Source organism: Gemmatimonadota bacterium, assembly GCA_040882465.1.
Lineage (GTDB): Bacteria > Gemmatimonadota > Gemmatimonadetes > Longimicrobiales > Gaopeijiaceae > JBBEBG01.
This window is the reverse complement of record JBBEBG010000036.1, coordinates 73269-91303: the sequence shown is the minus strand read 5'-3', so window position 1 is coordinate 91303 and position 18035 is coordinate 73269. Positions and strand designations below refer to the sequence as shown.

Genomic DNA, 18035 nt, shown 5'->3' with positions numbered 1-18035 from the left:
AACGGCCCCCCGGTTGGTTCCGGAGGGCCGTTCTCGCGCGGAGCGCGCGTCAGCGAGCCCGGTCGCCGTTAGTTCGCGGCCAGCTCCCGAACCACTGCGCTCAGCGTACGCACTTTCGCTCCGTCCGCTGCCCCCGCCGCTTCGCCGTCCAGCGCTGTCGCGAGCGCGGTGAGCGCGTTGCGGCGCGCTTGCCCGGAGAGGCCTTCCGCCCGCGCGAGATCGGTCCGGGCCGTTGCGATCCTGGCCGCGGCCAACCCCCCGCCCCGCTGAAGCTGATCGAGGTAGGCGCGCGCGAGCACGAAGGTGGTCGGCCACTCGAAGCGCTGCTGTTGCTGGGGATTGAAGTAGTCGAGATGCACCGTCTTCGCGGCGTCGATCTCGTTCTGCGTGAGCCATCCACTCGGCACGAGCTCGAGCACATCCAACCCGCGGGCGATCTCCGAGCTGTAGATGTATCCATTGTGCCAATAAGCGGACCACGAGCCGCCCAGCACGAGGCGCTCCGCGTCGAGCGGGCCGCGGTCGAAATACGCGATCTCGACGGGATTCCGGGAGTCGGTCCATTCGAAGATGGAAATCCCTCCCTGGTACCACCCCTGGACCTTGATGTCGCGCCCCGGAACCGGAATCAGGGAGCCGTTGTGCGCCACGCAGTTTTCTTGGTCGGTCTGCGCCGCGGGCATCTTGTAGTAGCTCTGGAAGACGAGCTCGTCGTTCACGATCTCGAAGATCGCGTTTCCGCCCCAGACGAGGGGATCGGTCACCCGGCAGCGGGGTCCGCTCCCGCCTCCCCACTCGTCCGTGAACAGGACCTTCGTTCCGTCGTTGCTGAAGGTGACGGAGTGCCAGGTGGCGAAGTTGGTGTCTGCGGCCGCGTAAAGTCGCTCGGGCGAAGTGACATCGCTGATGTCGATGAGGATGCCGTAGCCCTGGCAAGCGCCCCCCGCGTACCCGGCATCCGGATAGGTCGTGATGTCGTGGCACTGGTTCGGGCCTGGGCGGGGCGCGTTCGGATCGGCTTGGGCCCCGCCCCCGCGTCCTCCCTGCTGCGGCTGTGTCCGCCTCGGCGCCGCCGTCAGATCCTGGAAGATCCGTGCGCCGGTGACGATGCGCGCATTCTGCGGCGCGTCGAGAGGCACCTGGATCACCTCGATCCGGAAGAGCGAGGAGTTGGGATCCTCATTGGGAGCGAGATTGGAGCACCCGGGAAGCTCCTCGGGTGAACGGACCGACGACGAGCCGGAGACGTAGATATAGACGTTTTCGTCGTCCCCGGGCTGCGTCGCCAGCGAGTGCGTGTGTGAACCCCGGCAGGTCTGTACGTTCGCCACGTAGATGGGGGCGTTCACGTCGCTGATGTCGAAGATCCGAATTCCCCTCAGGCGATCCGCGCTCACCGGTTCCGGCACGCCCTGCGTTCCGCAGTCGAGGCGGCCCCCGGTCCCCTCACCCGACACGAAGAGGAGGTCTCCGAAGACCGATACGTCGCTCTGTGATGCCGGGCAGACGAAACCCCGGACGAGAGTCGGCTCCGTGGGGTCGGACACGTTCCAGACCTGGAATCCGTTGTAGTTCCCCTGGATGACCAGGTTTCCGGTGAAGGCCAGGTCGGAATTGGTCACTCCCGCGAAAGGCTCGGGGGACGGGGTGTGGGAAACCATGCGCAGATTCCACGACGTCTCCGCGGCCGGCTGGTCCACCACCCGGCGGGAGGTGTCCGAGGGGAGCGGCCTCATCGTTCCGGGGCGGAGCCCGATGCGCGGGTCGGGACTCGGCGGCGTGGTGGATCGGTCCAACTCCGCGGGTGCGGCTCCTCCCCCACCCGTGCCCATGGACTGAGAACAGGCCGAAATCCAGAGAAGTCCGAGAACCACGGTAACGGCGCCGAGCCGGACCGGCAGGGACGATGCGCGCAAGTGGGGAATCAGCGATCCGGTTCTCACGGGACGGGCTCCAGTCGAAGGTTTAATGGACTGCGTGCCAGGGTGCTCGCTCAGGGACGGGCCGCCGCCGGGGCCATCAGGGCGAGCATGTTTTCCATGCGATCAATCTCGGACGTCTGATCCGCGAACACGTCGGAGGCGAACTTGTAGATGCGCTCGTCCGCGGTCCCGCCATGCGACGCAAAGAGGGTCTCCACCATCGAGATCGCCCCATAGTGGTGCTGGATCATGAAGGTGATGAACAGGCGATCGAACTCCGCGCCGCGTGCCCGGTCGAGCTCCTCGAGCTGGGCATCGGTCAGCATTCCGGGCATGAGCATGTCGTGCTCGATCCCGTTCATGACCATGCGCATCCCTCTCGGGTTCGGCTCCGGCACCGGCTCGCCGACGTCTTGGAGCCAGGTCTGCATGAGCCCGATCTCGTCGGTTTGCGAGATGAAGATGCGCCCGCTGAGGGTTTGGATCGTGGGGCTCGCGTCATGCGAGGCAGCCCACTCCGCCATCACGAGCGCCTGCGCGTGATGGTGGATCATTCCGGACATGAAGGCGACCGCGGCTTCGTTCGCCCGAGGCCCCGCCGGGGCGGGGGACGCGGCCGGAGGTGCCGATGTTCCGGCGCACGCCGCCGTGGCCCCGAGGGCGAGGAGCGTCACGGCCCATCTTCGTGTACGCGAACCCGTCACTGGATCGAAACCTCCCATCAAACGTCTGCGTGCCTCCGCGCCGCCGGCACACGGCACGACCGGGGGACTCGCGCGTCCATCATGGTACGCCTTGGGTGCCGGATGCGGAAGTCGGCGATTCAAGGCGCCGGTCGAAGAGTCAGCCTGTGCGCGGCACGTTCTTCGATCCCGCCCCGGGTGAAGAGGAGGGGCGCGTACTCTCCATTTCCAAGGCTCTCCCGCAGGTTCCCGTAAAAGGGGCTTCCCGGTTGCCCCGACTGGCCCGGGGCGTTTGTCCAGACTGAGTTGTCCAGGTTCGAGAGGTCCACGATGCGGCGGAAGTTCGCCCCGTCCGCGTTCACGGTACCGAAGGCCCCCGGTCGCTCCACGGGCGGCAAGTCAAAGGCCGGCACGAACGTGTGCGTGAGCGAGGTCGTCTGGATGCGGCCGTAGCGCCACTCGTTCCAGTCCGTCCCCCAGTCTCCCTTCAGCCGGTCGAGCGCGGCAACGAGGGCGGCCTCCATGAGGGCCGGCCGGCCGGCGGGCGCTGCCCCATGGATTTCGTCCTCGTCGGCTGCATTCGTCCATCGCACATAGATCGCGGCCGCGGTGCTCTCGCGTCCGAGAGTGCGATCCCACTCGGCGATCATCGCGCGCGCACGCTCCGCTTCGGGATCGGTCGCGGTCCATCCGAGGAAGAGGGAGTGGTCACCCTCGGCGCGGAGCGAATAGGCGTCGTGCTGGATCCGCATGTGGTCTTCGACCGAAAGGATCGCTCCCGATCCGAGGATCTGGTGGAGGCGGGCGATCCGCGAGGTCTCGACGCCGGCCGTGGAATGGTAAAAGACCGGGCGCCCCATGTACCCCGGGGGGTGCGTGTTGTTGTTCGCGGTGGCGATGTATCCTCTTTCCGGATTGAGCTCTCGCGGAAGGTCGCTTCGGAAGCCCCGCCACTCGTAGGCACCGTTTCCGGGCACGGGAAGGCGCCCATTCCACCCCGCGCGGTCCGGCGTGAGTCCCGTGATCTGGAGGGCGATGTTTCCGTCCGCGTCCCCGCAGATCAGGTTGTGCGTCGGGACCTTCCAGAACATCGCCCGGTCGAAGAAGTCAGCGCAGCTGTTCGCCTGCGCTAGCTTGAAGCTTCCCAGGTAGGGGGCCGTTCCCGGCTCCTGATTCACGGACCGCACGGCGTACGCGAGACGGTTCGCGGAATCCTCGTAAAAGACCGGCCCGTGGCGGCTGAACTTGAGGGTGACCGCGCGCGGCGCCTCCCCCTTGACCAGGATCTCTTCCTCGATGATCCGGAGCGGCTCCCATCCGTCCTGCCAGCGCACCAGAGTCGGATCCTCGGGGTGCACTTCTTCCACGTAGAGGTCCACCATGTCGGTGCCCGCGAAGGTGAACCCCCACGCCATGCGCTCGTTGTTGCCGGCGTCCACGCCGACGAAAGGCGGCTCGCCGCCGCCGATCACGTTCCATCCCGGAGCGTTCAGGTGCACCATGTATCGGAGGGCGGGCATCTCGACGCGCCGGTGAGGGTCGTTCGAGAGGATCGGAATGCCGCTCGGCGTGCGAGAGCCGCTCACCACCCAGTTGTTGCTTCCCGCGTCGGCCGGATCCCAGGGGCTTGCGACGGAAGCGGTCTGGAGCTCGGAGAGGAGGGGGCGGTACGCCTCGACGATCTCGAGCGGGGGAAGATTGTCTCCCGAGAAGGGATCTCCGTCGCCCGCCCGCGCGGCGTCCAGCACCTCCTGGGTGATCAGGGTCAGGTCGAGTCCTTCCGGAACGACGAGGTCGTCCCATGGATCCGGCGTCGCCCGGCGATTCGCTTCCTCCACGCCGAGGCGCGCCACATTCATCGCGAGCTGGATTTCGCTGATGGCGTGGCCCCGGACGCTCGAAAGCGCGATCTGGGCCCATCGAAGGACGACGGCCTGCGCGGTCCAGGGATCGGGGCGGATCCCGGTGAGCTGAAACTCGACCGGGAGATTGTTCGCATTCTGCTCGATGAAGGCGTTCACTCCCGCGGCGAAGGCGGCGAAGATCCGTTCGCCCTCGGGGTGGTAGCTCGTCCACTCCGCTTCGTCCCACGGCCCCCGGAACATCATGAGCCGGGTCCGGGCGTCGTATTCGAAGGCCTCCGGGCCGAAAACTTCGGCGAGGCGCCCCTCGTGCCAACGGCGCCACATCTCCATTTGCCAGAGCCGGTCCTGCGCTGTCACGAAGCCCTGGGCGAAAAAGAGATCTTCCGTATTCCGGGCGAAGATGTGCGGGATCCCCCATTCGTCCCGAATGACTGCGACGGGCTCCCGAAGGCCGGGCAGCTCCAGGTCGCCTTCGATCTGGGCGAGCGCCCTCTCCGCCAGCTCCTCGACGGTGGCGGGAGGCGCGGCATTGTCGGCGGGAAGGGCGCACCCGGCCGCGAGGAGCGTTGGGACGAAGGCGCGGAAGAGGGAGCGAAGCCCGCGGAGCGTGTACATGGAGCAACCTCCGGGAATTTGAGGAGATCCGGGAAGAGAGGACCCAAAGCGATCTTGCGCGGCCGCGCCGGGCAAGTCAATCGAAATCGGCTCCGGCGAATCCTTCCCATCCTTTCGTGGTATCACGCGGGTCCTGAATGTCCGCCCCAAACCCCATGGTGGCTCCCCGATGAATAGGCTTTCGCCCGTCCTGGTGCTTTTGGCTCTCCTTTCCGCGTGTGCGTCCGCCGCCACGGCTCCGGGGGGGACCTCCCCTTCACCGGGGGCGGCGCCGTCCGGCGGGGCCTTCATCACGGCGGTTCTCGACCTCGCCGCGATCTCGAACGACCGGCTCCTCGTCGAGCTGAATCCGGTCGAGCTCGACCAGGACGAGGTCCTCTTCCGCCTTCCGCGCGTGGTGCAGGGGACCTATGCGGTGAGCGACTTCGGAAGCTACGTCGAAGAGCTGGCCGCCTTCGACGGGGCCGGCGCTCCGATGGCCGTCGAGCGGGTGGACACGAATACCTGGCGGATCGGCAACGCCCGGAGACTCGATCGCCTGACTTATTACGTAAACGACACCTTCGACCGGGAGAGGGCGGGGGAGGAAGCGCCTTTCTCTCCCTCGGGGACCAACATCGCCCCCGATGTCTTCGTCCTCAATCTTCACGGCTTCGTGGGATACTTCGAAGGGCTCACGGAACGCAGCTACGAGATCCGCGTGACCGCACCGACTCGCCTCGAGCGCTCCTCGGCGCTTCCGGTCGCGGCCTCGGATACGAGCGCGACGGGTGGGACCTTCACGGACGTCTACCGGGCCGGGCGGTATTTCGACGTGACCGATAATCCGATGATGTATGGAGAGATTGACACGGTCGTCTTCCCTGTGGGCGATATCAGAATCACCCTGAGCGTCTATTCGCCCACCGGGGCGCACTCCGCCGCGGGTCTCCAGGACGACATCGCCGCGATGATGGCGGCGCAGAGCGCCTACCTCGGCGACTTCGAGACGACCGACCGCTACGACATCTACCTTTTCCTCGCCGGAGAAGACAACGAGGCTCCCACGGGTTTCGGGGCGCTGGAGCACCACACATCCACGGTGACGGTCCTCCCGGAGTACCTTCCGGACGCCGACATGACGGATGCGATGGTGGACATCATCTCGCATGAGTTCTTCCACATCATCGCACCGCTCACCGTACACTCGGAGGACGTCCACGACTTCGACTACAACGCGCCCACCTTTTCGAAGCACCTCTGGATGTACGAAGGAATCACGGAGTACTTCGCGAGCCACTTCCAGGTGTACGAGGGGCTCGAGTCGAGGGAGGACTTCTACGAGAAGTTGGGCGAAAAAATCGAATACGCCGCCGGTTACGACGACGCCATGAGCTTTACGATGATGAGCGAAAACGTCATCGAGTCGCCCTATGCCGAAAACTATGGGAACGTCTATCAGAAAGGGGCGCTGATCGGGATGTGCCTCGACCTCATCCTCCGCGCCGAAAGTGGAGGAGAGCGCAGCATGCTCTCGGTCATGAAGGAGCTTTCGGCGCGGTACGGAATCGAACGGGCCTTCGAGGACGACGCGCTGATCGCCGAGCTGACGGAGATGACCTATCCCCCATTCGGGGCCTTTCTCCAAACGCATGTGGCCGGAAGCACCCCCATCGGTTACGCCGACTGCCTCGACGACGCCGGAATCGAGGTCGTCGAGACGGAGCTCCCCGTCACTCTCTTTTTCCTGGACCAGCAGATCCCCTTCATCGATGCGAATCCGGGAACGGGCGAGATCTTCTTCCGCGAGATGCAGCTCAACTCGACTCTGCGGGCGATTGGGGCGCAGGCCGGCGACGTGGTCCGGAGCGTGAACGGACAGCCCTTCACTCTAGAGACCTTCGGGCCGGTGGTTCAGGCCTCCTTCCAGTGGAGTCCGGAGGCGCCGGTCGAGATCGTCGTCCTCCGCGACGAGGAGGAGGTCGTGCTCCGGGGAACGATGGGGACTCCGGTCATCGTCCGGAGCAGCATCGAGGAAGATCCCGACGCGACGCCCGCCCAGAGAGCGCTCCGGGACGCCTGGCTCGGAGGGTGACGGGCGGCCGGGTCGGGGCGCGCCGCCTCAGAAGTCCACGACGACCGCGATGCTGAGGGCGCCGTCCACCTTCTCGAGCGGGACCTGGACCGAACCTTCTCCGAGGGGCACGGAGGTGACCGCGGGGAGGTTGTCGAGAGTTCGGCCTGCGGGGGAGCGCGTGCGTGGCCAGGACGAGCCGCTCGAGCCCGGCCCGGTCGTCTCCCTCGATCCGAACCTCAAGCGCGTCCATGCTCCCGAGGGAATCACCTCTCTCGCCTCACCCGACGCTCCGCTCCTCTACCTCGCGCTCCTCCGCAGGCCGAGCTCGACTTCGATCAGACGCCCGCCTTCGACCCGTCCGATCCCGAGCCCCTGCCCGAGCCGGACTTCGACCACTCCGCGCCCGACGCCTGGGAGGCCTGACCTCTCCCCTCGGACGTCCGCCCCGCGTTCGCCCACCCGCGCCCCTCCTCCCATCCGCCCGGCTCATTCTCACATGGGGCCACCGACGACCCCGTTCTGTCGCCGCGGCCAGCCCCTTCATCTGCCCAGCCTCTCCCCACCGCTCCCGCTTTCGGAATCGTTGCTCTCCCCAACTCCGCGTCCTACCTCGGCTTTCTCGTTCGCAGGCGGTTGGGAATTCCTAGCCTTCTATCACGGCCATAGGGTGCGGTGGGTTACTCTTTCCGACCATTGACCGGCAATTCACGCCGCAGGTATCGCACGCACCTGGATGACTACGGTCCTTGGATCGGGGAGCCGCGCGCGTCTTACCCCGCAGCTTGCTCCCATAGCGGGAGCAACTTTATACTTCCTCATGCGGCTCATCGCCAAGCGCACCCTGCGCCAGTTCTGGGAATCGCATGCGCGCGGCGCCCAAGCAAAAGCGCCGCTTCAGGTTTGGCATGCCACCGTGGAGGGGGCGGACTGGTCGACTCCCGCGGACGTGAAGGCGACTTATGGAGATGCAAGCATCCTGAAGAAGGGCCGAGTGGTCTTCAACATCGCGGGTAACAAATTTCGGCTCGTGGCTCGCATCAACTACCCGTATCGTATCGTTTACATCCGTTTCGTGGGGACTCACGCGGAATACGATGCCATTAACGCGGAGACGATCTGATGGAAATCAACGTTCGGCCGATCCGCACCGAGGACGACTACGCCGCCGCTCTGGCGGAGGTCGATTCTCTGATGGATGCGGTCCCCGGCTCGTCGGAAGGCGATCGCCTGGATGTGTTCGTGACGCTGATCGAAGCGTACGAAGCACGCCACTGGCCGATCGAAACCCCGGATCCCATCGAAGCCATTCGAGTCCGTATGGAGCAGAAAAACCTCCGGCAACGTGACCTGGAGCCGATGATCGGTTCCCGAGGCCGCGTCTCGGAGGTGCTCTCCCGCAAGCGGGCGCTCACGCTTCCAATGATTCGCAGGCTTTCCAAGGGGTTGGACCTGCGCGCGGAGGTCCTGATCCAGGAGGTTCCGATCTCTCGCCGGCCCGGGAAGGCCGTGAGGAAACGGGCGCCGCGGCCGGCGAAGAAATCCGACTGATCCGTCCGGGATCATCGGCCGCCGATGCGCCGCTGCCTCAGAAGTCCACGACGACCGCGATGCTGAGGGCGCCGTCCACCTTCTCGAGCGGGACCTGGACCGAACCTTCTCCGAGGGGCACGGAGGTGACCGCGGGGAGGTTGTCGAAGAGGAGCTGGTAACTCGCCTTGAGGGCCAACCTCTCGGACATCGTGACCGAGATGGAATTGGTCCAGTCGGCGCGGAGATCCCCGGTGTCCTCGAAATTTTCGTCCACGACGAGGAGGCTCGTGTAGGAGGTCGTCTCCGTAAGCGTGCGGACATAGTCCAGCGTGGCGCGGGCCCCTAGAAAAGTGTCCTCCGCGCCGGGGACTTCCACGACGTCCTCCTGGATCGTGTACGTGGCGCCCAGATCGGTTTTCAGCCGGCGCGCGTCGTCCTCGAACCAGGTCCGCCCGCCGCCCGCCACCATCGCGTACCGGTTCTGGATTCCCGCAAAGGTGTTCCGATCCCACCCGGCACCTCCGAAGAGAAAGGCCGCATCCCCCAGCATCCGGTCGTATCGCGCCTTCGCAAAGTAGCTCTCGGCCGTCTTTTCGGTCACCGTCTCTTCGGTGATCGTGAAGTCCTCCGAGGTCCCGGTGGCCACCCGTGTCGTGATCCCGGACTCGGCCCGGACCGCGCCCACCGCGAGTTGAAAGGAGCTCCTCGTCCAGTGATGGGTCGCGGTATTCTTGATTCCGAGGGTACTCGAGGTCGCGTTGCCATTCGTCATGACGTAGGTGACCTCGGCCACATTTCCAAAGCCGAGGGGGGGCTCATCCTGCGCGGAGAGACTCGACGCGAGCGCAAGAAAGGACAGAAAGGAGAAGAGACGCGTAGCGTGGGCCAGAGGTCGGGGCATGGGGTGATCCTCATCGGAGTCGGAGAGTGCGGCGTTTGGCACTACCCTCTCTGGCTCTGGCAAGTAGTTTCTTCGGGCGCTTGTTCCGCGGGAAAGGGACCTTCCCATTCGAGACCGGACCCATCGGTTTCGCAAGAGCGGTCCTGAGCGGCGGGGGCCGGATGGACGTGGAGCGAGGGAAGTTCTACCTGGGGGGGCTGATCGATCCGGCCTCGGGAGCGCGGTCCGGGCCGCCCGTCCTGCATCCGGCTCGCGACCTCACGACCCACGGCGTCATCACGGCGATGACGGGGTCGGGAAAGACCGGGCTCGGGATCGTCCTCCTCGAGGAGGCCATCCTGAGCGGTATCCCAGTCCTCGTTCTGGACCCCAAAGGGGACATGGGGAATCTGCTCCTCGCCTTCCCGGAGCTCCGCACCGAGGGCTTCGAGCCCTGGGTGGATCCCGCCGAAGCGCGGCGCGAAGGAATCGAGATCGGAGAGCTGGCGAGGGGCGCGCTACGCCATTCCCGCCGCCCCGATCAAGGACGCGGCGTACTTTCGCACGCTGGGCTCCGATCTGAAGGAGCACCTCTTTCGGGAGAGGACGATCGAGATCTTCAAGAACCCCCGAGCTGAAGCTCTACTCGCGGGTCGGGGAGAGCGAGGCAGATTTCACGATGCGCCGCGAACGTGCGGCGAAGGAGTGGGCGAACGGAGAGGCGGCGAAGCTCAGAGGCCGCCATGCAACGAAAATCGGCCGCGTGCAGGACGCCCTCGCGACCGCGGAGCGTCGGGCACGCGAGCTGGAGGTGGATGTCGGCGCGAGGAAGCAGCAGGAGCTCATGGCCGGGGCCGGAAAGCTCCTCTCCGTCTTCTTCGGGGGGCGCGCGAGCGCGGGCTCGCTCGGAGGATTTGCTTCGCGGCGCTCCGTGACAGTGCGAACGGGTGAGCGACTGAAGACCGCGGCGGAACGGGCGGGGAGCAAGGAAGCGGAGATCGAAGAGCTCGAGGACCAACTCGCCGACGAGCTGAACCGGATCGTCGGCGAGGCAGACGCGAAGGCCCGGAAGGTGGAACGCCTTCCCGAGGGACTCGAGAAGTCCGACATCTCCATCCGCGAAGTGGCGCTCGTCTGGATTCCGAGCGTGGCGGATCAACCGGAGATGACCTGAGGAATCGCCCTCACTCCAACTGTATCTCCTGCGCCTGCTCCTCGACGGCTCGGACATGGGGGTTCATCGCGATGAGCCGGGCGCAGGCGTTCCAACGCAGAATCGCATCATCGTCCCCGGCCGGACGTACCGCCTCGGCTTTCTCGTACCAACGCATCGCTTCCGAGAGCCAGTGGTAGGCGACCGGGCCCGTGCCATAGGAGTCCCGTCCGAGGATCGCGGTTCCTTCACGCTCACAGATGATCCCGGAGAAGTACGCCTGCTGGTATTCGCCCGCGATCCGGGCCACGAGCGCTCTCGCGTTCTGGGCCGCGGCGGTGCCGCGTTCCCGGAACTGGTCGGTGAGGGAGAGGAGGAGTGCGATCAGTGCCTCCTGGTTCTCGGGGTCGATCTCGAGCACGTCCCGGCAGATGCTCTCCGCCCTCCATGGCTCATTCAGGAGGCGGTACCGGTCGACCTTCCGGAGGGCCGGCGCGATCCCCTCACGGGTCAGGGATTTCAACTGAAACATGCTTCCTCCTCCGCGGACGCCGCCCCCGATCAAGTCGCCGCGCCGCGCCGCCCGGTGAGGACGCGCAGGGCTCGAGAGATGGGGTCGAACACCTCATCCACGACGCGCTCCTTGAGCGGAATGATCGCGTTGTCGGTGATGTGGATTCCCTCGGGACAGACGGCGGTGCAGCACTTCGTGATGTTACAGTACCCGATCCCCCCTTCCTCCCAGAGGAGCCGGGCGCGGGTCCCTTCATCCAGTGGATGCATCTCGAGCGCGGCGGCGTACACGAGGAATCGCGGCCCGATGAACTCGTCGTGCTTGTGATGCTCCCGCAGGACATGGCACACGTCCTGGCAGAGGTAACACTCGATGCACTTGCGAAACTCCATCACCCGATCCACGTCCCGCTGGTCCATCCGCCAGGTCCCGTCCGGTGCGTCCGGAGCGCGAGGGCGGAAAGGCGGAATCCGCTTCTTCACCTCGTAGTTCCACGACACGTCGCAGACGAGGTCCTTCATCACGGGGAACGCCTTCATTGGATGAATCGTCACGGGACGCTCCATGGGGAGCGAGCTCAGGCGGGTCATGCACATGAGCTTCGGCATTCCGTTCACCTCGGCCGAGCACGAGCCACACTTTCCCGCCTTGCAGTTCCAGCGGACCGCCAAGTCCGGGGCCTGCTCCGCCTGTATGCGGTGGACGGCATCCAGGACGACCATCCCCTCGCTCACGTCTAGGGTGAAGTCCTGGAGCTCTCCGCCTCCGGAGTTTCCCCGCCAGATACGAAAAGTGGCCTGGGCCATCATCCCATCTCCTCGATGATCTTGGCGAGCTCGTCGGGGAGGGGACGGGTAGGGATGCGTTCCACCTCCATGGCGCCCCCCGCTTCCTTCCGCACGACCAGATTGAGCTTCCCCCATTCGGGGTCCTTCCCGCGGTAGTCGTCCCTCGACTGTGCTCCGCGACTCTCCTGGCGAAGGAGGGCCGCCCGGGTGACGGCCTCCGACACGGTGAGGAGGTTGTGGAGGTCGAGCGCGGTGTGCCATCCGGCGTTGTACTCCCGGCTTCCCGGGGCGAGAGCCCGCCCCGCGCGCTCCCGGAGCTGTTCCAGCGCCTCCAATGCGGACTGCAGCTTCTCGGCATGCCGGATGATGCCGACGCGGTCCTGCATCATCTCCTGGAGATCGTATTGGACCTGATACGGGTTTTCTCCGTTCGCCGCCTCCCGGTGGAAGGGGGCGAGCGCCTCGCGTTCGGCGGCCTCGGCCGCGGCGGGATCGAAGGTCCCGGGGCCATGTTCCTTCGCGAAGCGGGCTGCGTATTCCCCCGCGCGCTTCCCGAAGACGATGAGGTCCGACAGGGAGTTGCCCCCCAGCCGGTTCGCCCCGTGGAGCCCCGCGGCGCACTCCCCCGCCGCGAAAAGCCCCGCCACGGTCGACATCTGGGTTTCGGGGTCGACCCGAACTCCCCCCATCGCATAGTGGGTCGTGGGGCCCACCTCCATCGGCTCCTTCGTGATGTCGATCTCCGCGAGCTCCTTGAACTGGTGGTACATCCCCGGGAGCTTGCGACGGATGTGCTCCTCGTGGTTCGCCATCTTCTCGCCGATCCAGGAGATGTCCAGGAACGCCCCGCCGTGCGGGCTCCCTCGTCCCTCCGCGACCTCGCGAAGGATGCAGCGCGCCACGTGATCGCGGGTGAGGAGCTCCGGGGGGCGGCGGGCGGTCGGATCCCCGGTGCAGTAACGCCAACCCTCCTCCTCCGAGTCCGCCGTCTGACCTTTGTAGAGTTCGGGGATGTCGTCGAACATGAAGCGGCGCCCCGCACTGTTGCGGAGGACGCCCCCTTCTCCCCTCACCCCTTCCGTCACGAGGATCCCGCGGACGGAAGGCGGCCAGACCATCCCGGTCGGGTGGAACTGGACGAACTCCATGTCGAGGAGGTCCGCGCCCGTGTCGTATGCAAGGGTCTGGCCGTCCCCGGTGTATTCCCACGAGTTCGAGGTGATACGGTAGGCCTTTCCGAAGCCTCCGGTGGCGAGGACCACGGCGCCCGCCCGGAAGACGAGGAATCGGCCTCGCTCCCGATCGTACGCAAATGCCCCGGCGACCCTTGCCCCGTCCGTGAGGAGCCGAGTCACGGTACACTCCATGTGGACCGACATCCCTTGGTGGATCCCGTGGTCCTGGAGAGTCCGGATCATCTCGAGCCCGGTGCGGTCCCCCACATGCGCCAGCCGGGGATAGGCGTGTCCCCCGAAATTTCGCTGGAGGATCCTCCCGTCATCGGTGCGATCGAAGAGCGCTCCCCAGGCCTCGAGTTCGCGCACGCGCTCGGGCGCCTCCCGGGCATGGAGTTCCGCCATCCGCCAGTTGTTCAGGTACTGGCCTCCCCGCATCGTGTCGGCGAAGTGGACCCGCCAGCCGTCCCGCTCGTCCACGTTCGCGAGCGCGGCCGCAACGCCCCCTTCGGCCATGACCGTGTGGGCTTTCCCGAGGAGCGACTTGCTTACGACCCCAACTCTCGCACCGTGCCCGGAGGCCTCGATCGCGGCCCGAAGACCGGCTCCACCCGCTCCGATGATGAGGACGTCGTATTCGTGTGTCCGGTATTCTGCCATCAGAAGAGTCTCAGGTCGGTCCAGATGCCCATGGAGAGGAGTCGCACGTAGATGTCCGAGAACGCGACCCAAAAGAGGCTCATCCAGGCCCAGATCATGTGCTTGCGGTTGAGGCACGAGACGCATTGGTAGGACGCGGCCTGGACGGGGCGTCCGGAGATGCGCGAGAGGCGGCCGCCGACGAGGTGCCGGAGGGAGTGGCAACCGAGGGTGTAGCCCCCGAGCAGGATCACGTTCACGAGGAGGACGAGGGAGCCCACCCCCAGGCCGAACTCCACCGCGCCGGTGGCCGGGTTCTCGAACCAGAGCGCCTTCCACGCATCATGGGAAAGGATTACCACGAAGACGAGCGCCAGATAGAGGAAATACCGATGCACGTTCTGGAGGATCAGTGGGAAGGAACGCTCGCCCCGGTATCCCTTCCGTGGCTCGGAGACCCCGCAGGCGGACGGGTCCGCCCAGAATGCCTTGTAGTATGCGCCCCGGTAGTAATAGCAGGTGAGCCGGAATCCGCCGGGCGCCCAGAGGATCAGGAAGGCGGGGGAGAAGGGGAGCCACCCGGGCCACCATCCCGGCCTGGGGCCGAACAGGGCGTGCGACGAGTCCCCGAAAAGCTCCGGGGAGTAGAAGGGGGAGAGGTACGGTCCGAAGGAATAGTGCTCGCCCTGGAACGCCGCCCAGGTCGCATAGACCACGAAGGCTGACAGGGCGAGGAAGATCCCCAGGGGCTTGAGCCACCAGGTATCCGGCCTGGCCGTCTCGCCGAAGCTTCCGGCGCGGGGCAGTGAAGACACTATTTCCGCCATGCGTGCCCTTCCGTTCGAAGGTGCGCACCTCTGTTTCGACACCAGTCGAAACCGGGGGCCAGAATACGCCGATCACTCAGATGGGGCCAGGGCGGGAGACGGAGGAACGGCCCCGGAACGGAGTGTGGACCGTGGCGCGCGGATGATGATCCCGAGCAGGGGCCCCACCAGCCACATTGCGAGCCCGGACGGGGGGCGCGAGACTGGGAACGTATGGATTCGAAAGACTTTGAGACCCAAGCGCTACGTGACATGTCACCGGAAGCCAAGCTCGCGGTGATGAGGTCCCTGATCCGCCAGGCTTACGAATTAAAAGCCGCCGGCCTGCGTTCACTTTATCCGGAGCTCTCGGTGTCTGAGGTCCGGGCACGGGTTCGCGATTTGGTGGGCGGTGACCGACCCTGACCTGATCGCCCTCTTCATCGGGCCACTGGAGGAGACCGAAATCCCGTACATGGTCACCGGTGGTGTGGCGGCCGTGATCTACGGGGACCCTCGCTTCACCCGCGATATCGACATCGTCCTCGAGTTGCGACCGGTCGACACGCGACGACTTGCGGCCGCATTCGGAGGCGGGGACTTTTATGTGCCGCCCGAAGAAGTCCTGCAGGAAGAGTCCAACCGAAGCCGCGGCGGGCATTTCAACATCATCCACAGAGACACCGCCCTTCGCGCGGACGTCTACCTCGCCGGAAACGACCCCCTCCACGCGTGGGCGTTCGTGCGTAGGCGACGCGTGACCACGGAGGGACTGGCGATCTGGATTGCGCCGATCGAGTACGTCATCCTGCGAAAGCTGGCATGCTACCGCGACTCAAGATCCGATCGCCACCTCCGTGACGTGGCGATGATGCTTCGCATCAGCCGAGACGCCGTGGACGAGGCCGAACTCGTGCGGTGGCTCACCAACTTGGACCTGGGCGGACCCATGGAGGAAGCGGAGCGATTCCGGACCTGAGCCCCGGACCGCACGGGCTCTGGCCCGGACCCGCCGCGGAATCTAGACTCACGGAGGGCCTCCAAAGATCGGGTTCCGAAGCGACGTTTCACCAGGGGGATGCGAAAATGAACGCTCTACTTGGTAGTTCACGGGCGGCGGTTCTGCGTGCGACTGGCGGGATTCACTTCCTCGCGGCGCCCCTCGCCCTCGTTTTGACCGTGAGCGCGCTCTCCGCGCAGCAACCCGTCACCCTCCTGAACGCTCCCTGCACCGGCTCCGCGGACCAGCAGGTCACGGAGCCGCAAACGGGGCGGACGTACATTCTCGACTATCCGTGCAATCTCCAGGAGGGCGAGGAAGTCACCCTCATCCTGAACCTCCACGGAGGGGGATCGAGCGGGAACTGGCAGCGGCGTTATTTCCCCGCCTTCGACCAGAAGGAGGCGCACCGGCTCGTCGTTGCTTCACCTTTCTCGCCCACCCGGCGGTGGTCCGAGGAAGACGACGTCTATCTCCAGAACATCGTGACCTCGCTCACGAATGCGATTGGGCGCCCGAACATCCGGGCCTTCTGGCTTGCGGGGCACTCGCAGGGTGGCTCGACCTCGCGCCGGATCGCCTGCACCCCCTTCTTCGCGTCGAAAGTGGACGGTTTCCTGAGCCTTTCCGGCGGCCGGCTGGGTGGCGCCGCCCCACGGTCGCCGAACGCGGGGCGTCCGGTCCAGGCCGGCGCGGCGACGGATCCCGCGCCGACGCCCCCTCCGGCTCCTGTGGCGGCTCCCGCGGCACCCGCCGAGCCCGACTGCGACTTTTCGCACATCTACACGACAGGGGAACATGAAATCGTCTCGCTCCCGACGGCCTCCGACTGGGCTTCGAAGTACGGCTGTAGCTCCCGCGTGGGACCCGAAGCGGTCGTGGACTCCGAGCCGGGGTACGTACACGACGGCGGAAACCAAAATCCGGGCTCGAAGGAGTGGGGACTCCTCCCCCGGCCGGGGACCGCGGAGGTGTTCGTTTATCCCGGTTGTTCGAGCGGGAGGGTCGTGGCCGATGTGGTGCGGCTCGACAAGGGGCACACCGAAGGACTCGAACCCCGGGTGACGGAAGAGCTCGTGCGGCTCATGACCTTTGCGGCCGGTGGAAAGATCCGGCGGGGCGGATGAAGCGTTGAGGGCGAGAAATTCGTTGAACGGCACGTGGGCGTGGGCGCTGCGGCGTGCCGCTTCTCTCGCGATCCTCGCGTTCGCGGCAGAGGCGCCGGCCTCCACGCTCCATGCCCAGGAAGTGGATCTGAGCACGGTGGGACCGAGTCCGTACGAGGTCGTCTCCGGATGGCACAAGCCGTTCGCCCGAACCGGTTACGCCTTCGGGGGAAATTCCGGCGTCTTCGCGGAGTCCCCCGACCGCATCTTCATCGCCCAGCGCGGCGAGGTCCTCCTTCCCGACCCGATTCCCCCGGAGTTCGCGGGTCACGCGGGCTCGATCGGGATCAATGTCCTGACCGCCGCGGATCGCCGCGTCTGGCAGAACTGCCTCTACACCCTCGACGCCGACGGGTACGTCAAGGAGCTCTGGAGCCAGTGGGACCACTTGTGCGAAGGATCGGAGGGTCCGGGGCCCCATCGCCTTCGCATCAGCCCCTACGATCCGGAGCGCCGCGTCTGGGTCATCAACGAGACCTTTCATCAGATCTACGTCTTTTCGAACGATGGAAGCCGGCTCCACCTGATCCTGGGCGAAAAGGGCGTGCCGGGGAGCGACGAATCCCACTTCGCGCGCCCGCAGGACGTGGCCTTCCTCCCTGACGGGCGGTTCCTCATCGCGGACGGGCTCGACAACCACCGCGTGATGCTCATGGACGCGGAGGGGAGGTATCTTTCCGAAGTGGGTAGCCAGGGCGACGGCCCCGGCCAGTTCAACGGGGTGCATGCCGTCGCGGTGGGGGCCGGCGGGCGGATCTACGCGCTGGATCGCTCGGGCGGTCGCATCAACGTCTTCCGGACGACTGACGATCCGGCCCGGCTCGAGTTCGTGGACGTTTGGGACGGCTTCAATCTGCCCCTCGACATCATCGTCAACGACGACGCCCTCTGGATCACCGACCTCACGCCGCTGCGCTTCATCAAGCTCGACCTCGAAGGGAACATCCTCTACACCTGGCTCGTCCCGCGGGACCTCCCCGACGGATACCTCGAGGTCCATACCTTCTCCGTGGATTCGGAGTTGAATCTCTACGGGGGAGACAACCAGTACGGACGCACGCAGAAGCTCGTCCCCCGAGCCGACGCGGACCCGGCGCTGATCATCCGGCCACCCTGGGTGGCGAGGTAGGGGATCCTCGGGGGACGCGCCGCGCGCGGTCGCCGGAATCCTTTCTACGCACTCCGTCGTAGGGTCCTGAGATTCGCAAAGGCGCGACCCGCGACCCTTCGACCCCGGGGCCTG

At 66.0% G+C, this 18035-nt stretch carries 18 protein-coding genes; 8 read left to right on the top strand and 10 right to left on the bottom strand.

From position 1 onward, the window contains the following. Positions 1-68 precede the first annotated feature (68 nt). From WEG36_13345 to WEG36_13335, 3 genes are all read right to left on the bottom strand, one after another. Positions 69-1943 (bottom strand): hypothetical protein, encoded by a 1875-nt coding sequence (locus WEG36_13345; protein ID MEX1258594.1) that lies wholly within the window; start codon positions 1941-1943, stop codon positions 69-71. 50 nt (positions 1944-1993) lie between these two features. After that, the gene (locus WEG36_13340) at positions 1994-2596 is read right to left on the bottom strand and encodes a DUF305 domain-containing protein (protein MEX1258593.1); all 603 of its coding nucleotides are present in this window, start codon (positions 2594-2596) and stop codon (positions 1994-1996) included. A gap of 149 nt (positions 2597-2745) precedes the next feature. Then, positions 2746-5085, bottom strand: a complete 2340-nt coding sequence (locus WEG36_13335) for a penicillin acylase family protein (protein ID MEX1258592.1) — start codon at positions 5083-5085, stop codon at positions 2746-2748. A 169-nt stretch (positions 5086-5254) separates the two neighbouring features. Here WEG36_13335 and WEG36_13330 point away from each other — a divergent pair, with 169 nt between their 5' ends. Beyond that, a complete protein-coding gene (locus tag WEG36_13330; GenBank protein ID MEX1258591.1) occupies positions 5255-7159 on the top strand; it encodes a peptidase M61 in 1905 nt (634 codons plus the stop codon). A gap of 27 nt (positions 7160-7186) precedes the next feature. Here the strand turns inward: WEG36_13330 and WEG36_13325 are convergent, their stop codons facing one another. Beyond that, entirely contained in the window at positions 7187-7381 is a 195-nt protein-coding gene (locus WEG36_13325) for a hypothetical protein (GenBank protein MEX1258590.1), read from the bottom strand. Positions 7382-7438: 57 nt separating this feature from the next. Then, positions 7439-7600, bottom strand: a complete 162-nt coding sequence (locus WEG36_13320) for a hypothetical protein (protein MEX1258589.1) — start codon at positions 7598-7600, stop codon at positions 7439-7441. Between the two features lie 358 nt (positions 7601-7958). On the opposite strand from WEG36_13320, the gene WEG36_13315 reads away from it, so the two are divergent. After that, a complete protein-coding gene (locus tag WEG36_13315) occupies positions 7959-8261 on the top strand; it encodes a type II toxin-antitoxin system HigB family toxin (GenBank protein MEX1258588.1) in 303 nt (100 codons plus the stop codon). Beyond that, positions 8261-8689 carry a transcriptional regulator gene (locus WEG36_13310; GenBank protein MEX1258587.1) on the top strand — a complete coding sequence of 143 codons (429 nt, stop codon included), beginning with the start codon at positions 8261-8263 and terminating at the stop codon, positions 8687-8689. Before WEG36_13315 ends, WEG36_13310 begins: the two co-directional genes overlap by 1 nt. Positions 8690-8726: 37 nt before the next feature. Here the strand turns inward: WEG36_13310 and WEG36_13305 are convergent, their stop codons facing one another. Further along, entirely contained in the window at positions 8727-9572 is an 846-nt protein-coding gene (locus WEG36_13305) for a DUF481 domain-containing protein (GenBank protein MEX1258586.1), read from the bottom strand. Positions 9573-9598: 26 nt separating this feature from the next. On the opposite strand from WEG36_13305, the gene WEG36_13300 reads away from it, so the two are divergent. Both WEG36_13300 and WEG36_13295 read left to right on the top strand, forming a co-directional pair. Then, complete coding sequence (locus tag WEG36_13300; protein ID MEX1258585.1) at positions 9599-10189, top strand: DUF87 domain-containing protein; 591 nt, start codon at positions 9599-9601, stop codon at positions 10187-10189. Positions 10190-10230: 41 nt separating this feature from the next. After that, positions 10231-10725 (top strand): hypothetical protein, encoded by a 495-nt coding sequence (locus tag WEG36_13295; protein ID MEX1258584.1) that lies wholly within the window; start codon positions 10231-10233, stop codon positions 10723-10725. Positions 10726-10735: 10 nt separating this feature from the next. Here the strand turns inward: WEG36_13295 and WEG36_13290 are convergent, their stop codons facing one another. From WEG36_13290 to WEG36_13275, 4 genes are read right to left on the bottom strand one after another with little or no spacing between them, the layout of a single operon-like run. Continuing rightward, on the bottom strand, positions 10736-11236 hold the full coding sequence (locus WEG36_13290) for a hypothetical protein (GenBank protein MEX1258583.1): 501 nt from the start codon (positions 11234-11236) through the stop codon (positions 10736-10738). Between the two features lie 29 nt (positions 11237-11265). Beyond that, positions 11266-12027, bottom strand: a complete 762-nt coding sequence (locus tag WEG36_13285) for a succinate dehydrogenase/fumarate reductase iron-sulfur subunit (protein ID MEX1258582.1) — start codon at positions 12025-12027, stop codon at positions 11266-11268. Beyond that, positions 12024-13841 carry a fumarate reductase/succinate dehydrogenase flavoprotein subunit gene (locus WEG36_13280; GenBank protein ID MEX1258581.1) on the bottom strand — a complete coding sequence of 606 codons (1818 nt, stop codon included), beginning with the start codon at positions 13839-13841 and terminating at the stop codon, positions 12024-12026. The genes WEG36_13285 and WEG36_13280 overlap by 4 nt, the downstream gene beginning before the upstream one ends. Further along, entirely contained in the window at positions 13841-14647 is an 807-nt protein-coding gene (locus WEG36_13275; GenBank protein MEX1258580.1) for a succinate dehydrogenase, read from the bottom strand. The genes WEG36_13280 and WEG36_13275 overlap by 1 nt, the downstream gene beginning before the upstream one ends. Before the next feature lie 391 nt (positions 14648-15038). Here WEG36_13275 and WEG36_13270 point away from each other — a divergent pair, with 391 nt between their 5' ends. From WEG36_13270 to WEG36_13260, 3 genes are all read left to right on the top strand, one after another. Then, positions 15039-15605: a nucleotidyl transferase AbiEii/AbiGii toxin family protein gene (locus WEG36_13270; protein MEX1258579.1), complete on the top strand. Its 567-nt coding sequence runs from the start codon at positions 15039-15041 to the stop codon at positions 15603-15605. A gap of 107 nt (positions 15606-15712) precedes the next feature. Continuing rightward, positions 15713-16753 (top strand): alpha/beta hydrolase, encoded by a 1041-nt coding sequence (locus tag WEG36_13265; GenBank protein ID MEX1258578.1) that lies wholly within the window; start codon positions 15713-15715, stop codon positions 16751-16753. 22 nt (positions 16754-16775) lie between these two features. Further along, positions 16776-17921: a 6-bladed beta-propeller gene (locus tag WEG36_13260; GenBank protein MEX1258577.1), complete on the top strand. Its 1146-nt coding sequence runs from the start codon at positions 16776-16778 to the stop codon at positions 17919-17921. Positions 17922-18035 lie beyond the last annotated feature (114 nt).

What these genes read in the sequence shown, in the direction of transcription:
- WEG36_13335 (MEX1258592.1), bottom strand. Translation starts at nt 5,085, where the DNA reads ATGTACACGCTCCGCGGGCTTCGCTCCCTCTTCCGCGCCTTCGTCCCA.
- WEG36_13330 (MEX1258591.1), top strand. Translation starts at nt 5,255, where the DNA reads ATGAATAGGCTTTCGCCCGTCCTGGTGCTTTTGGCTCTCCTTTCCGCG.
- WEG36_13315 (MEX1258588.1), top strand. Translation starts at nt 7,959, where the DNA reads ATGCGGCTCATCGCCAAGCGCACCCTGCGCCAGTTCTGGGAATCGCAT.
- WEG36_13310 (MEX1258587.1), top strand. Translation starts at nt 8,261, where the DNA reads ATGGAAATCAACGTTCGGCCGATCCGCACCGAGGACGACTACGCCGCC.
- WEG36_13305 (MEX1258586.1), bottom strand. Translation starts at nt 9,572, where the DNA reads ATGCCCCGACCTCTGGCCCACGCTACGCGTCTCTTCTCCTTTCTGTCC.
- WEG36_13295 (MEX1258584.1), top strand. Translation starts at nt 10,231, where the DNA reads ATGCGCCGCGAACGTGCGGCGAAGGAGTGGGCGAACGGAGAGGCGGCG.
- WEG36_13290 (MEX1258583.1), bottom strand. Translation starts at nt 11,236, where the DNA reads ATGTTTCAGTTGAAATCCCTGACCCGTGAGGGGATCGCGCCGGCCCTC.
- WEG36_13285 (MEX1258582.1), bottom strand. Translation starts at nt 12,027, where the DNA reads ATGATGGCCCAGGCCACTTTTCGTATCTGGCGGGGAAACTCCGGAGGC.
- WEG36_13280 (MEX1258581.1), bottom strand. Translation starts at nt 13,841, where the DNA reads ATGGCAGAATACCGGACACACGAATACGACGTCCTCATCATCGGAGCG.
- WEG36_13275 (MEX1258580.1), bottom strand. Translation starts at nt 14,647, where the DNA reads ATGGCGGAAATAGTGTCTTCACTGCCCCGCGCCGGAAGCTTCGGCGAG.
- WEG36_13265 (MEX1258578.1), top strand. Translation starts at nt 15,713, where the DNA reads ATGAACGCTCTACTTGGTAGTTCACGGGCGGCGGTTCTGCGTGCGACT.